We start from the raw sequence: 12942 nt of genomic DNA, 5'->3' as shown, positions 1-12942 counted from the left end.
GCCATCTGCTTCATTTTTAGCCATCCGTCAGGCAGAAAAAATGCTCCTTAGCCGGACATATGCCAGGCAAACGACGACGCCACTTTTATTGAAAGCAGACGGCGCTTATCGAAAGAGAAATAGCTTCCGGTGTTAGATATGCCCTTTTGTTCTGCGGGCTGTCTCTGCGATTTGAATAACAGACTCTAAAAACACAATTTAGGTTTATCTTTCTGCATTTGAGGAATCATACAAATAACCAATCAAAATACAGGAGGAGGAGCTTTGGATGACACATGTGAAAGCGCTCGCGATTAAAGGTATTATGACGATTATTGTGTTGTATCTAGTGCTTGGTTTGGGCTTTGGTTTCACATTTGGTGACACGCTCTTAATCACAATTGTGTTAGGGGTTATTTCATATTTGCTGGGCGACCTCTACGTATTGCCGAGATGGAATAATATGATTGCGACTTTAGCTGATTTCGGTCTGGCCTTTCTCGTCATTTGGCTGATGGGCATGCCGCTTTCTATGGGGATGACTGGCGGTGAAGTTGCATCGGCGGCTTTATTCGGAGCAATCGCCATGGCCATCGGTGAATATTGTTTCCACTTTTATATGATGAGCAAAGAGATTGGCAAGAAGCATTACTTTGAAACAAGAACAGATTCATAGCAGAAAAAGGCCGGTGCTGGGTGCATCGGTCTTTTCTGCTTTATTTACGCATCCTGCTTGTCTGCGTTCCTGATTGCCATGCAGGAAAAAAACAAACCGAAAGCTGCCAAAGATAACGGGATATAAACAACAGATGAAATGGAGAAACCCGGGCTTGTTGAACTGATGAGCATTACAATGACTACAGACGAAATGATGGTTGCCGGTACCGAGTATTTACGCATCCCAAAATAGATGGGAACTAAACTCGTGCCAGCGGCGCCAAAAGCGAAAACCGCCATTTTTACCGTCTGCTGAGATATAATTTCAGAAGTCAGCTCTCCCGGTATGAAATGGTAGATTGAGTTCATTACAAAGAAACCGATGGCTATGAGAACATTTGATAATAAAATTGTGATAAATGTCAGCCCGCTCGCAATCATGAGCTTAGCAGCGAGCAGCTTTTTCCGGCTGATCGGGTACGTGAACATCACAAGAATGGTTCTGTTTTTATATTCTGAAATCACCAGTTTAGAAATCAGCACTGCACCAAAAACGATAAATACAGCTCTGACCAAGGTGCCGATAATAAGAAACGCTTCTTCCGTACTTTGGAACGACACCTCGCCATCTGCTTTTTCAGAATAACTAATCAGCCATAAAAACCCTATAATGATCAGGTTGGCCAGAAGGGCACCTCTGACATACCAGCCCATCTTCATTTTTTTTAATTCGATTCTGATCAAATTCATCAACGTTTTTCTCCCCCTTTAAGCACCGATGCCATTGCCGTTGATTAAGCTGATAAAATAATCCTCCAGCGACGTATACTTTTTGTTCATTGATTCAATGTCTACATCATTTAAAATCAGCGCTTTGGAAATGGCAGACTGAGAGGCCGCCTCATAAATCCGAATCGTATTCTCATTTAAGATTTTAAAGTTGGTTAATCGCAGCTCTTTCTCCAGCACAAAGCAGGCTCTTGTCTGATTTGGCGTGACAAGCTCGATGTATTCAGTGTTTTGGCCTCTGACATCCTCCATTGAAACCTCTTCAAGCAGTCTGCCGTCTCGAATAACCCCGATCGTGTCTGCAATTTGTTCGATTTCACTCAGCAAGTGGCTTGATATCAGCAGCGTCATGCCGTACTCTTTACTCAGCACTTGGAACAATTGCCTGATCTTTTTGATACCAAGAGGATCAAGACCATTCACCGGCTCATCTAAAATAAGCAAGTCCGGCTTCGTGAGGATGGCTCGCGCTATTCCTAGGCGCTGCTTCATACCGAGCGAAAATGTTTTGACGGGTTTCTTGTCAATCTGTTTTAAATTCACCATATCCAGCACTTCTTGAATAGCGTTTTTATTATGGTATCCCATGTATTCACAATGCAGGTCTAAATTTTCTGCAGCAGTTAAGTTTTCATAAAAAATCGGATATTCAATCATGCTTCCGATGTTCCCCAGCACCTCGTATGATGTATGGGTGAGCTTATTCCCTAGGATGCTGATTTCACCGCTTGTCGGTTTGACAAGGCTCGTCAACATTTTCATAATGGTTGTTTTCCCCGCACCGTTCGGGCCGAGAAAGCCGTAGATCTCGCCCTTTTTAATATGCATGCTGACATTGGAGACAACCTCTTTGCCTTGATACGTTTTGGTCAGTCCGTTTGTTTGTACGATATAAGTCAACTTTGTTTCTCCTTCCCTCTCTTTGCCTGTTGTCTATTGTAGCGGCGGGTCCTGTCATTTTTATTTCTCAAATCTTAAGAAATTCTTACGTTTGTTAATAAGTCATTCGTTTCAATGTAATCGTAAACGCAGTCCGGTCGTACGGCTTACTTTGAACGGATATAGAGCCTCCCATTTTTTCTGTAAGCCGTTTCGTGATCGTTAACCCGAGGCCGCTTCCTTGGAAGGCTTTATTTCTGGACTCTTCAAGTGTGTACAGCCTCTCAAACACACGCTGCTGGTCGGTTTCGCTGATCCCTTTTCCGCGGTCCCATACAGTAATAGAAACGGTCGTCTCGTCATACGACAGCGTCATGCCGATAAACTTGCCGGCCGCGCCGTATTGAATCGCATTGGATAATAGGTTTTGCAAGATTCTGTTCAAGGCTTCTTCATTCGCTTGTACATACACCGGGGTATCAGGGATATCGATGTCAGCTTGAAAGCCTTTTGATTGAGCAGTGTCATAATAGTGCAGGATATTTCGTTTGCATATGTCGTTTATATGTATTTTGGTGATTGGAATGTCTTTATCTTCAGATTCCAATTTTGCCAGATCAAAAAAAGAATTGATCATCTGAATGAGCTCATTTGTTTTCTGGCGCAGTTTCTCCAGTAATCTTTCTCGCTCCTTTTGCGGCATGTTCGAATCGCTTTGAATGGTTTCGATATAACCGAGAATCACCGTTAACGGCGTTTTCAGGTCGTGCGACATATTGGTCAGCATCCGCTTCATGGATTGCTCGGTTTTTGCAAACTGAGCGCTGATCTGCTTGCGATTCTCAACAAAAAGATTAATGTTAACAAGCAAGTTTTTGAGCGCTTGGTCATCTGTATGAAGTAAAATTCGCCCTGCTGAACCCTGATTGAACATGGTTCCAAGCTGATCTGCCGTGTATGTCAGGTTCCTGTCCCGCTTCTTTTTCACCATGAATTGAATCACATTCAGACACGCCAGAACGATAAAAATGGCTACCCATAACACTGTCATGCTAAAACTCTCCTAATTTATAACCGATGCCCCATAATGTTTTAATATATTGAGGTGCCGAGGGATCATCTTCAATTTTTTCTCTGAGCCGCCGCATATGTACGTTAATAATGTTTTGATCGTCAAAGTACTCGTCATTCCAGACGGAACTGTAAATTTGTTCTTTCGTAAACACTTTTTTAGGGTTTTCCGCAAATAGGCATAGAAGCTGCCATTCTGTTGACGTTAACTGAAGCGCCTTCCCATTTTTCACCACTGAAACATTGTCTCTATCTATCGTAAGCTGATGAATTTGGAATATCTTATTCTCTGCCGGTTCCTCCGCCGAATATTGCGTCGCCCGCCGTATCGCGGCTTTCACCCTGGCTGTCAGCTCAATCATCGAAAACGGTTTGGCGATATAATCATCCGCCCCAAACCCCAGTCCCAACGCCTTGTCCACGTCTCCGTCTTTTGCTGAAATCATCAATATGGGAACGTTGCTTTTTTCCCTAACGATTTTCAGAAAATCCATGCCGTTAAGCTTCGGAAGCATGATATCAAGAAGAATCAAATCGTATGAACCCTGATGAAACAACCGAACGCCCTCTTCCCCGTCGAAAGCGTGCACTATCTCAAAGCCTTCTTTTGTTAAATAATGGTCCACCATTTCACTGATGGATTGATCGTCCTCCACAAGCAATATGCGCTGCATCTTCTCACCTAACCTTTATAAAATCAAAACACACACGTGATTACACTTATTGTAATTGAAAAACGTGTGTGTTTTACAAAATTTAATCATTTTGTCCTATTTTCAGTTTTCTGTATTCCATGCCCGTTATGATAAAAAATACGGCTGCGCATCCGATAGCTTGAATAAGTTTAAGCCGTTCACCGAGAAATAAAGCTCCATAGAAAATCGTCAGGACAGGTCCTGCCATTGAAATAATGGCAGCTCGCTGTGATCCTATTCGTTTTATGCCCTCAAGCATCAGCACAAATGGAATTACAGTGGTGACGACTGCGATTAATAGAAACAATCCGTAGACAGCAAGTGGATATGCTGCTATTGGTATATTCATACCAACCGTCAATTTAATGCCAATATAAAGTATCATGGCCGCTCCGGCAGCTGTCATCCCGTATGCATTAAGACGAATGCCTCCAATTTGATGGACGAGCCGCCCGGAAAGGACAAGGTAACCAGCATAGACGGCTGAGGATAATAAAATGAATGCTGATCCAATCAAATTCGTCCGAAAGAGCTCAGTATCCCAGCCGCCAAGCGCAAAGAAAAGACCGAATATGACCGCCAGCACTGTAAAAATATTTTGAATGGAAACCATTTTTTGGCCGCGACACATGGTAAATACGATGACAAATACCGGACAGCTCATCAGCAAAATACGCTCGACCATTGCGGATACATGATTCAGCCCGATAAAATCAAGCAAGGGAGAAAGAAAAAAACAAAACATACCCGCAACACACGCCCGCCATCGATCTCCTTTTTTCATACCGTCTAGCATTGGAGGGCGGTATATCAAAAAAATCAGCCAAAACAGCGGAACAGCAAACAGCTGTCTGTATAACAACACCGCGTCTGGATCAGCACCCATTTCAAATGCCCATTTAATCCAAATAGACTTTGACGCAAAACAAACCGTTCCGATCAGCAAAAAAATTGTACCTAATGCGGCCTCACGAACCTTACTCTTCTCTTCTGTTCTCATCTCAGCTCGCTTTTCTCCTTTACTTATTCAAATGCTTTTGTATAAAATCCAGAAGTGTATTTCCCTGAGCAGTCAAAATGACGCCCTTCCCGCCGCAAGCCCGGCATGGACTGCCTTCAATTTCTCCCGCTCTTTCACATCTAGGGCATTCTACCTCGAGATCATCAGTTGCTATGACCATTTGAATCCTCCTTTCTATTGATCTGTTATGCACCACCAGCCATCATCCATTGGATGTCACCTCCTTTAAGAAACACAAAAACCCCCGTCCTATGCAAAGGACGAGGGTCTCGCGGTACCACCTTTATTAACAGCTATACAGCCGTTCACTCTCAGTACAGAAAAAATCCGTTTCGATACTCCTCTCTTGGTAACGGGGAGAGAATCCCGGCATCGCCTACTATCCGTTCAGCAAAGCAATTCAGAAGCCCATTCGGCATCATAGGAGGATCGGTTCACACCTGCCACCGACTCTCTGAACCTCACAAACTGATGCGTACTTACTCTTCCTCACAATTGTTGATTCGTTCTATTATTTGTAGAGTTTATAATACTCTGATTATTTTTTGAAGTCAATTCTTACACCGATTTTACTCCAAGTGCTTCCAGCGCCATATTCATGTGCTCCTCCTGCTGTGTCTGCTGAGCGAGCATAGCAATTTCCAGCGGATACGCCGCCTGCATCTCTGAGATGTGTTCCTGCATTTTTACCCATATCCGGCCGCCTGCTTGATCATAGTATTCAAGTAAACGGGCAGTTTCTTTTTCTCCGAAAATGGTTTGATAAAGAACAAAATCCTTGGCTGGGTCGGCAACCTTCGCTTCTGTCCAATCCAGAAGACCTGTGACACGTTCGTTTTGATTGATCAGAATATGCGGCGGGTGGAGATCGCCGTGTATCAGTGCAGAGAAATCAGGCCAGTATGCATCATCATTTATCCACGTTTGCCATCTTTCCCAAAGCTGACTAGATACGCCAAGCTTATTCTTCACATCAGCCATAGATTCTGCTGTCATTTGTCTGAAATCTTCTGGCATGATCACTTCGATTCCGGATTGTCCGGCAGATGTTTGATCCGCGCCATGTAATTCAGCCAGTATACCGGCAAGTGATTGGACAAAATCGTCTGACGGCGGCTGATGATTCATATTCCACACATATTGTTTCTGTTCCAGATCAATCCCAGCCGCCGGCGTTCCTTTTAACATAGGGTAAGCGATCAATTCCGGTGTATGAATTCTCCAATCCGGCACATCAGCCGTAAGATTTGCGCGGAGAAAGGCAAGCGTTCTGCCTTCTGAAGCCGCTCTTTCCACAACATCGCTTCGCCGCGGTTTTCGCAGCACCCATGGCATACAATCATCGTCCTCAGCGAACACAACTTGAAAATCCATTCCAGTCTCATTCAATTGCGCGGTTTCGGGGCGGACCGCCAAACCTTGACTGCGTGCAAGCCCGACAATCTCAGTAATAAGCTGTTTCTTGTTTGTCATTTCCCTTCCCCTTTCTCATGTTCCGCCTGTCGTAGAGAAGGGATGTTTTGAAGGCACAAAAAGGGAGCACTTTTTTGACGATATTAGGCCTTATACATAAGCAGATCCATCCCGCTTCTCCGCATTTAGGCGAGAGTCGTTCACTATTGAATTCGTGATAATCAGCATCTCATGAATGTCATGCGGCAGCCCCTCCGTTCTTTGTACACCAACCATCCCTTTTGATTATATTGCAATTCGAAATCCTAAAAAAGTAAATATTTTCATTTTGTGATCTTTCATAAAAACACTGTGAATCGCTGACCCCAAATTCCGGCACAGTAAAAAACAGCCGGGGCCGCCGGCTGTTTTGGTTATATCCTTCTTTCTTTCATCGTCTCGCACAAAAGTTTCGCTTCCAAAAAGAACACGTGAATGAATTTTTTCATATTCACTTTGGCTGGGGCAAGAGGTTTTGCATCCTTTGATTGAAGTTCTTTCATTTTCTGGCTGACAACCGGAAAGTCAAAGTATTTCGATGCATAGGTTTCAAATTTTGGATTCGAAAAATCAGTTGTGCCCAGTGAAGCAAAATGGTGCAGCGAATGGATAATCGCTCGACGGATGCGCTGCTCCGAGGCTTTCATTTCGCGGTTGACTTCCGTTTCAGATGCCCCTGCCCCCAGCTTTCGTTCCGCTACTTGGGTGAAAATCTGTTTGAGCGAAGGGATGTGTTTTTCATACGGCTCAGATTGCTCATGTTCTAATAAATACTGCAGCACAGCCATGAGATCATGTGCGCCGCCTTCTCCCATCATGCCCAGCTCGGACAACAAAAATGTTCCCGCTTCTTTTAAGCCGCTGTCACTTTTCTGCTGTGGACGCGCTTTCGGTTCAGTCCGGTTTCCGATCCGGCTTAGAGAGTGCTGAATAGCCCCAATCGACTGCTCAAGCTCAATCCGCTCCTTCACCTTTTGGAGAACCGTGACAATTTCAACGCGGTTAATCGGCTTATGGATAAAATATTCGATGCCGAGCGAGTATGCTTCTCCAACCATTTCCTTCGCTTCCACTTGAGAGATCATCACGATTTTGCCGGAGTATGTATTCTGGAGCTGGTGAATCGTCTCAATGCCGTCTCTTTCGGGCATTAACAAATCGATTAATAAAATATCAATCTGCTTGAATTGCAGCATATGCCCTTCTACTTGTCTCCCGTCTTCCGCTTCACCAGCCGCTTCCCCGAGATCCTCATCCTCAATGATCTGCCTTAAAATCGACCGTACTGCGCGGTCATCATCAGCGATAAAAAAACGCATAGCTTTCGGTTCACCCTTTCTGAATCAACTGCTGGACAGGCAGCCTAATGGCAAACACTACTCCCCGCTGCTGATTATGAAATGTAATGTCTCCATCTAGTTCAGTCACCATTTCCTTCACATAGGAAAGTCCGATTCCCGTAGAAGGGGTGCCAAATTCGTCATATTTTGAAGTAAAACCCGGGTCAAACACAATGTCACCAATTTTCTCAGAAATGCCGGGACCATTGTCTTCCACTTGGAATTCTACCACACGCTCATTTGGCCGAAGGAGTCTCAGGCTGATCATTCCCCCTTCTCCCATGGCTTCTACCGCATTTGCCGTTAGATTATTAATGATCGAAAGCACGATAAATACGTGATATTCGTCATGCTCCCCTTCGATCGAGAAGTGAAAATCAATCTGCTTCCCCAGTGCTTCAGCGTACTTTTCATTCATTCGAATCACAAGCCGGAGCAAATCAGAAGCCCTCATATAATCTCTCAAGCTCTCATTTGAAATCAGTTTTGAAAGCCCTGCGAATATTCGCTGATTGTCCTTTTTCACTTCATGAATCTCTCCGGCCAGCCTCAAAATCCTTCCGCTGAGCTGATCATCCCTGCCCTTTACTTTCCGATAGAGCTGATACGAATCGTTTGTCACTTTCTCTGTCGTTTTCAATGTCTTTTTTAAATGCACCGTCTCTTCATACAGATTGGAAACGATCATCAGCATATGCTCATGCTGCTGCCTTGTCTGTTTTTCTCTCGACTGCGTTTCATACAGCTTCAGCACAGTATAGAAACTCATCACGATAAATGTGTGAGAAATCGCAATTACCGCGATATCGGTGATTTTCTCAGGCGTCACAACCGTATGGAAAATGAGAAACTGCACAGCCAGCTCGACACAATCCGACACAATTTCAATCATAAATCCGATAAAACCGAGCATAACCGGGCGTTCGTGGAAACGATTAGCCTTTAATACGGAAAACAGACAGGCATAAGACATATAAAAGAAAAACCCAGACGCTTGGTCATACAGAATCGGAGTCAGTCCATCGTTTCCCCCGCCCCATAATTCCAGAAGGACACGAAAGACGAAAACCGCCGCTCCAGTCAGAAACCCCGGCAGCACAGCGGGCACATGCCGCAGCAGCGATAAGAAGAAGAAAAAAACCGGTGCGCCAAAGCTGATCCGGAATTCTTCATTAAGGGGATAAAATTTCAATTCACCGGCCAGCGGTACCGTAATCAGCATAAGAGCCAGTATATATCCTTCTTTTTCAAAAAAGCGTTCCAGTTTTATGATGATCACATCCTCGCTTTTATTTTGGGGAAACGGCAGAAAACCTGCAAATTTCTTTTGACCCAGTACATGAGGTTTTTATAAATCTAACGGCTTATTTTTAAAATATTTTTGTCGTATTTTGTATGATTCTGTAGTCGCCATTGTACAGTAAATATACCTTCCGCTTTTATGAAAGCGTTTAATGCCCCTTTAATCTTCGTTTTGGTACATCTCAACCCTTAAAGAAGAAAAACAGCAAGGAGGAATTCGATGAAAGAACTCATCTTAGAGCGCCAAGAAGAAAAAGACCCAACGTCACAGCTGCATGATTGGGTGGAGCACTATCGCCCCTTTGCCGCCAATGGACAAAGTGCAAATTACATCCCCGCTTTAGGAAAAGTCAATGACTCACAGCTCGGCATTTGTATCTTGGAGCACGATGGAACAATGATACACGCCGGTGACTGGAACGTCCCTTTTACCCTGCAAAGCATTTCAAAAGTGATCAGCTTTATCGCCGCCTGCATGAGCCGGGGCATTCCTTATGTGCTCGATCGCGTAGATGTAGAGCCGACAGGCGATGCCTTTAATTCTATCATTCGGCTCGAAATCAACAAGCCGGGAAAGCCATTTAACCCTATGATCAACGCGGGTGCCCTCACCATCGCCTCGCTTCTTCCGGGTGAGTCGGCACACGATAAGCTCGAGTTTCTTTACTCGGTAATGGAAACTTTAATCGGAAAACGGCCGAGAATTCATGAGGAAGTGTTCCGGTCTGAATGGGAAACCGCCCACCGCAACAGGGCGCTAGCCTACTATTTAAAAGAAACAAACTTTTTAGAAGCGAATGTAGAAGAAACGCTTGAGGTGTACTTGAAGCAATGCGCCATGGAGGGTACGACAGAAGACATCGCATTGATCGGCCTGATCCTTGCCAATGACGGGTATCATCCGATTCGACGCGAACAGGTAATTCCAAAAGATGTGGCCAAATTGGCTAAGGCGTTAATGCTGACGTGCGGTATGTACAACGCTTCAGGCAAATATGCTGCGTTTGTCGGCGTACCTGCCAAAAGCGGCGTCTCCGGCGGCATCATGGCTCTCGTTCCTCCAAGCGCCAGAAGAGATCAGCCTTTTCAATCCGGATGCGGCATCGGCATTTACGGACCTGCCATTGATGAATACGGCAACAGCCTCACTGGCGGTATGCTGCTAAAGCATATGGCACAGGAGTGGGAGCTCAGCATTTTTTAAACTATAAAAAAGAGGTGATTGTATGCAGAAAATCCTGGAACATATCGTCGGTATCGCAAATGATCTTTTGTGGTCAAAGCTGCTAATTGTATTGCTCCTTTCACTGGGAATCTATTTTACGTTCAGGCTTAAGTTTTTGCAGGTTCGCATGCTGAAAGAAATGGTGAAAGTGTTAAGAGAAGGTGCTGCAGCCCGGTCGAAAAACAGCATTTCTCCGTTTCAAGCCTTTTGCATCAGCATGGCAGCCCGTGTCGGCACGGGAAATATTACGGGTATTGCCATCGCTATTGCGCTCGGCGGACCCGGTGCGATCTTCTGGATGTGGCTTATCGCCATTATCGGATCAGCATCAAGCTTTGTGGAAAGCACATTGGCTCAAATTTATAAAGTAAAAGATGCAAACGGCTTCCGCGGCGGGCCGGCGTATTACATGGAAAAAGGGCTGAACAAAAGATGGATGGGCGCACTGTTCGCTGTGTTAATCACCCTATCGTTCGGTATCGTCTTTAACTCGGTTCAATCAAATACAGTCAGCCTCGCCTTTGAAAACGCGTTCGGCACAAACCGCCTGACATTGGGACTCATTTTTATTGCTGTATTCGGCACGATTATTTTCGGCGGTGTAAAACGCATTGCGAAGCTGGCTGAATCCATTGTCGTCGTATTGGCTGTCGTGTATATTGGAGTCGCGTTTTTCGTGATTTTCACCAACATTACGAAGCTGCCAGACGTGCTTGCGCTTATCGTAAAAAACGCATTTGGCTTTAACCAGGCCGCTGGCGGCGTTTTGGGAGCGGCATTAATGCAGGGCGTCAGACGGGGAATTTTTTCAAATGAAGCGGGAATGGGAAGCGCACCAAATGCCGCTGCCACCGCAACGACAAGCCACCCTGTCAAACAGGGGCTGATTCAGGCGTTTGGTGTGCTGACGGATACACTTGTTATTTGTACGAGCACCGCTTTTATCATCCTGTTTTCGGATGCCTATCATACGCCGGGACTAAGCGGGATCGCCTTGACACAAGCCTCTCTAAGCTCCCATGTCGGATCATGGGCATCAGGCTTTCTCGCCATTCTGATTTTGTTATTCGGTTTCTGCGCTTTAATCGGGAACTATTACTATGGCGAAACCAATATTGGCTTTTTAAACAAAAGCAAAAAACTGATATTCGTTTACCGTATCGGCGTGCTGGCAATGATTGTGTTTGGCTGTGTTGCTAAAGTCCAGCTCGTCTGGGATCTGGCTGATTTGTTCATGGGCTTGATGGTCGTCGTGAACTTAATTGCGATTTTCTTATTATCAAAAGTCGTGTTTACGGCGCTGAAAGACTATACACGCCAGAAAAAAGCGGGCAAAGATCCGGTCTTTTATAAAGATGTGCTCCAAAACCACAATGGCATTGAGTGCTGGCCGCTTTCTGATACAGAGGTTGACAGCCCCAACAAACAAATATCGTAAAAAAAAGGGTGTTCAGACATACGGCTGAACACCCTTCCCTTTTTCGTTCATTGACAAATATGTAAGTGTCCATTACGATTTTCATATCTTTTTCAAAAAAATCTGAAAGAAGGTATCGGTACATTCTATGAATCCTATCCAACACATACTAGACACATATCCGCTTATTGTACTAGACGGCGCCATGGCGACCGAGCTTGAACGCAAGGGCTGTGATTTGAATGACAGTCTTTGGTCGGCAAAAATCCTGATGGAAGAGCCGAGCCTGATTAAACAAGTTCATACTGATTATTTCGTGGCAGGCGCCGACTGCGCGATCACCGCCAGCTATCAGTCTACATTTAAAGGCTTTGCCGCACGCGGGCTGAGCGAAGCGGAAGCACGCCGGCTCATTGGGATGTCCGTCACCATCGCTGCAGAAGCACGTGATGAATTTTGGGCGCATGAAGAAAACCGTTTGAATCGGCCAAAACCAATCATCGCGGCATCTGTAGGCCCTTATGGCGCTTATCTTGCTGATGGCTCTGAGTATCGCGGCAGCTACGGAATCTCTGAGGATGAACTGATTGAATTTCATCGCCCTCGGATCAAAGCGCTGATCGAAGCGGGAGCTGATGTATTGGCATGTGAAACGATTCCTTATTTGACCGAGGCAAAAGCGATTGTGCGGCTGCTGAAGGAGTTTCCGGAAACGTATGCGTGGATCAGCTTTAGTGCAAAAGACGGCCTGCATATCAGTGACGGCACGCCTGTCGCTGACTGTGCGTCATCGCTTGATGAGCATCGCCAAATTGCAGCGCTCGGCATCAACTGCACGCCGCTTCAGCATATCCCTTCCTTGATCGAGGAGTTGCAAAGGCACACATCAAAACCGATTATCGTCTATCCGAATTCAGGCGAGCAGTATGATCCGGAGACAAAAACGTGGAACGGAGCTGCCTGCGCAGAACCTTACGGAGAAACCGCCCGAACTTGGCATGAAAAAGGAGCGAAGCTGATCGGCGGCTGCTGCCGGACAAAACCTGAAGATATTACAGAAATTGCATCTTGGGCACGCTCTTTAAAAACAACTTGACTTATCGGAATTGTTTGTA

General features: G+C 45.2%; 13 protein-coding genes, 1 pseudogene and 1 other annotated feature. Of the genes and pseudogenes, 5 read left to right on the top strand and 9 right to left on the bottom strand.

Translation table 11 applies throughout. The annotated features are described in order from the left end of the window. The first annotated feature begins 268 nt into the window (after positions 1-268). Together AAGG74_RS19770 and AAGG74_RS19765 are read left to right on the top strand one after the other, a co-directional pair. Positions 269-655 (top strand): YndM family protein, encoded by a 387-nt coding sequence (locus AAGG74_RS19770; protein ID WP_162103091.1) that lies wholly within the window; start codon positions 269-271, stop codon positions 653-655. Continuing rightward, positions 615-736 (top strand): annotated as a pseudogene (locus AAGG74_RS19765) (hypothetical protein); the annotation flags it as partial. The gene AAGG74_RS19770 and the pseudogene AAGG74_RS19765, both read left to right, overlap by 41 nt. On the opposite strand, the gene AAGG74_RS19760 reads toward AAGG74_RS19765, so the two are convergent. The 9 genes from AAGG74_RS19760 to glnK all read right to left on the bottom strand — a co-directional run bounded on the left by AAGG74_RS19760 (position 700) and on the right by glnK (position 9105). Beyond that, positions 700-1386, bottom strand: coding sequence for an ABC transporter permease (locus AAGG74_RS19760; RefSeq protein WP_429677136.1), 687 nt, complete (start codon positions 1384-1386; stop codon positions 700-702). The pseudogene AAGG74_RS19765 and the gene AAGG74_RS19760 overlap by 37 nt on opposite strands. Positions 1387-1404: 18 nt before the next feature. Then, positions 1405-2325 carry an ABC transporter ATP-binding protein gene (locus AAGG74_RS19755; protein WP_429676915.1) on the bottom strand — a complete coding sequence of 307 codons (921 nt, stop codon included), beginning with the start codon at positions 2323-2325 and terminating at the stop codon, positions 1405-1407. A gap of 94 nt (positions 2326-2419) precedes the next feature. Beyond that, entirely contained in the window at positions 2420-3355 is a 936-nt protein-coding gene (locus AAGG74_RS19750) for a HAMP domain-containing histidine kinase (RefSeq protein WP_429676914.1), read from the bottom strand. A 1-nt stretch (position 3356) separates the two neighbouring features. Further along, positions 3357-4037 (bottom strand): response regulator transcription factor, encoded by a 681-nt coding sequence (locus AAGG74_RS19745; protein WP_429677135.1) that lies wholly within the window; start codon positions 4035-4037, stop codon positions 3357-3359. A gap of 94 nt (positions 4038-4131) precedes the next feature. Beyond that, positions 4132-5070 (bottom strand): DMT family transporter, encoded by a 939-nt coding sequence (locus AAGG74_RS19740; protein WP_429676913.1) that lies wholly within the window; start codon positions 5068-5070, stop codon positions 4132-4134. A 19-nt stretch (positions 5071-5089) separates the two neighbouring features. Next, the gene (locus tag AAGG74_RS19735) at positions 5090-5251 is read right to left on the bottom strand and encodes a tryptophan RNA-binding attenuation protein (protein WP_162103095.1); all 162 of its coding nucleotides are present in this window, start codon (positions 5249-5251) and stop codon (positions 5090-5092) included. A gap of 93 nt (positions 5252-5344) precedes the next feature. Further along, positions 5345-5593 (bottom strand) — a binding site (T-box leader). Between the two features lie 56 nt (positions 5594-5649). Continuing rightward, positions 5650-6564, bottom strand: coding sequence for a macrolide 2'-phosphotransferase MphK (gene mphK / locus AAGG74_RS19730; RefSeq protein WP_429676912.1), 915 nt, complete (start codon positions 6562-6564; stop codon positions 5650-5652). A gap of 353 nt (positions 6565-6917) precedes the next feature. Further along, on the bottom strand, positions 6918-7862 hold the full coding sequence (glnL, locus tag AAGG74_RS19725) for a glutamine utilization two-component system response regulator GlnL (RefSeq protein WP_429676911.1): 945 nt from the start codon (positions 7860-7862) through the stop codon (positions 6918-6920). A 10-nt stretch (positions 7863-7872) separates the two neighbouring features. Then, entirely contained in the window at positions 7873-9105 is a 1233-nt protein-coding gene (gene glnK, locus AAGG74_RS19720; RefSeq protein ID WP_429677134.1) for a two-component system sensor histidine kinase GlnK, read from the bottom strand. Positions 9106-9405: 300 nt separating this feature from the next. Here glnK and AAGG74_RS19715 point away from each other — a divergent pair, with 300 nt between their 5' ends. The 3 genes from AAGG74_RS19715 to mmuM all read left to right on the top strand — a co-directional run bounded on the left by AAGG74_RS19715 (position 9406) and on the right by mmuM (position 12923). Next, positions 9406-10389, top strand: coding sequence for a glutaminase (locus AAGG74_RS19715; RefSeq protein ID WP_429676910.1), 984 nt, complete (start codon positions 9406-9408; stop codon positions 10387-10389). A 22-nt stretch (positions 10390-10411) separates the two neighbouring features. Further along, the gene (locus AAGG74_RS19710) at positions 10412-11848 is read left to right on the top strand and encodes an alanine/glycine:cation symporter family protein (RefSeq protein WP_429676909.1); all 1437 of its coding nucleotides are present in this window, start codon (positions 10412-10414) and stop codon (positions 11846-11848) included. Between the two features lie 127 nt (positions 11849-11975). Further along, positions 11976-12923, top strand: coding sequence for a homocysteine S-methyltransferase (gene mmuM, locus AAGG74_RS19705; protein WP_429676908.1), 948 nt, complete (start codon positions 11976-11978; stop codon positions 12921-12923). Positions 12924-12942 lie beyond the last annotated feature (19 nt).

It is taken from the genome of Bacillus mexicanus (genome assembly GCF_050445615.1).
In the GTDB taxonomy this organism is placed as follows: domain Bacteria; phylum Bacillota; class Bacilli; order Bacillales; family Bacillaceae; genus Bacillus; species Bacillus mexicanus.
This window is presented reverse-complemented; position numbering and strand designations above follow the sequence as displayed.

Excerpts from the sequence above, each read along its gene's own strand:
- AAGG74_RS19770 (WP_162103091.1), top strand. The coding sequence starts at position 269 with ATGACACATGTGAAAGCGCTCGCGATTAAAGGTATTATGACGATTATT.
- AAGG74_RS19760 (WP_429677136.1), bottom strand. The coding sequence starts at position 1,386 with ATGAATTTGATCAGAATCGAATTAAAAAAAATGAAGATGGGCTGGTAT.
- AAGG74_RS19750 (WP_429676914.1), bottom strand. The coding sequence starts at position 3,355 with ATGACAGTGTTATGGGTAGCCATTTTTATCGTTCTGGCGTGTCTGAAT.
- AAGG74_RS19740 (WP_429676913.1), bottom strand. The coding sequence starts at position 5,070 with ATGAGAACAGAAGAGAAGAGTAAGGTTCGTGAGGCCGCATTAGGTACA.
- AAGG74_RS19735 (WP_162103095.1), bottom strand. The coding sequence starts at position 5,251 with ATGGTCATAGCAACTGATGATCTCGAGGTAGAATGCCCTAGATGTGAA.
- mphK (WP_429676912.1), bottom strand. The coding sequence starts at position 6,564 with ATGACAAACAAGAAACAGCTTATTACTGAGATTGTCGGGCTTGCACGC.
- glnL (WP_429676911.1), bottom strand. The coding sequence starts at position 7,862 with ATGCGTTTTTTTATCGCTGATGATGACCGCGCAGTACGGTCGATTTTA.
- glnK (WP_429677134.1), bottom strand. The coding sequence starts at position 9,105 with ATGCTGATTACGGTACCGCTGGCCGGTGAATTGAAATTTTATCCCCTT.
- AAGG74_RS19715 (WP_429676910.1), top strand. The coding sequence starts at position 9,406 with ATGAAAGAACTCATCTTAGAGCGCCAAGAAGAAAAAGACCCAACGTCA.
- AAGG74_RS19710 (WP_429676909.1), top strand. The coding sequence starts at position 10,412 with ATGCAGAAAATCCTGGAACATATCGTCGGTATCGCAAATGATCTTTTG.
- mmuM (WP_429676908.1), top strand. The coding sequence starts at position 11,976 with ATGAATCCTATCCAACACATACTAGACACATATCCGCTTATTGTACTA.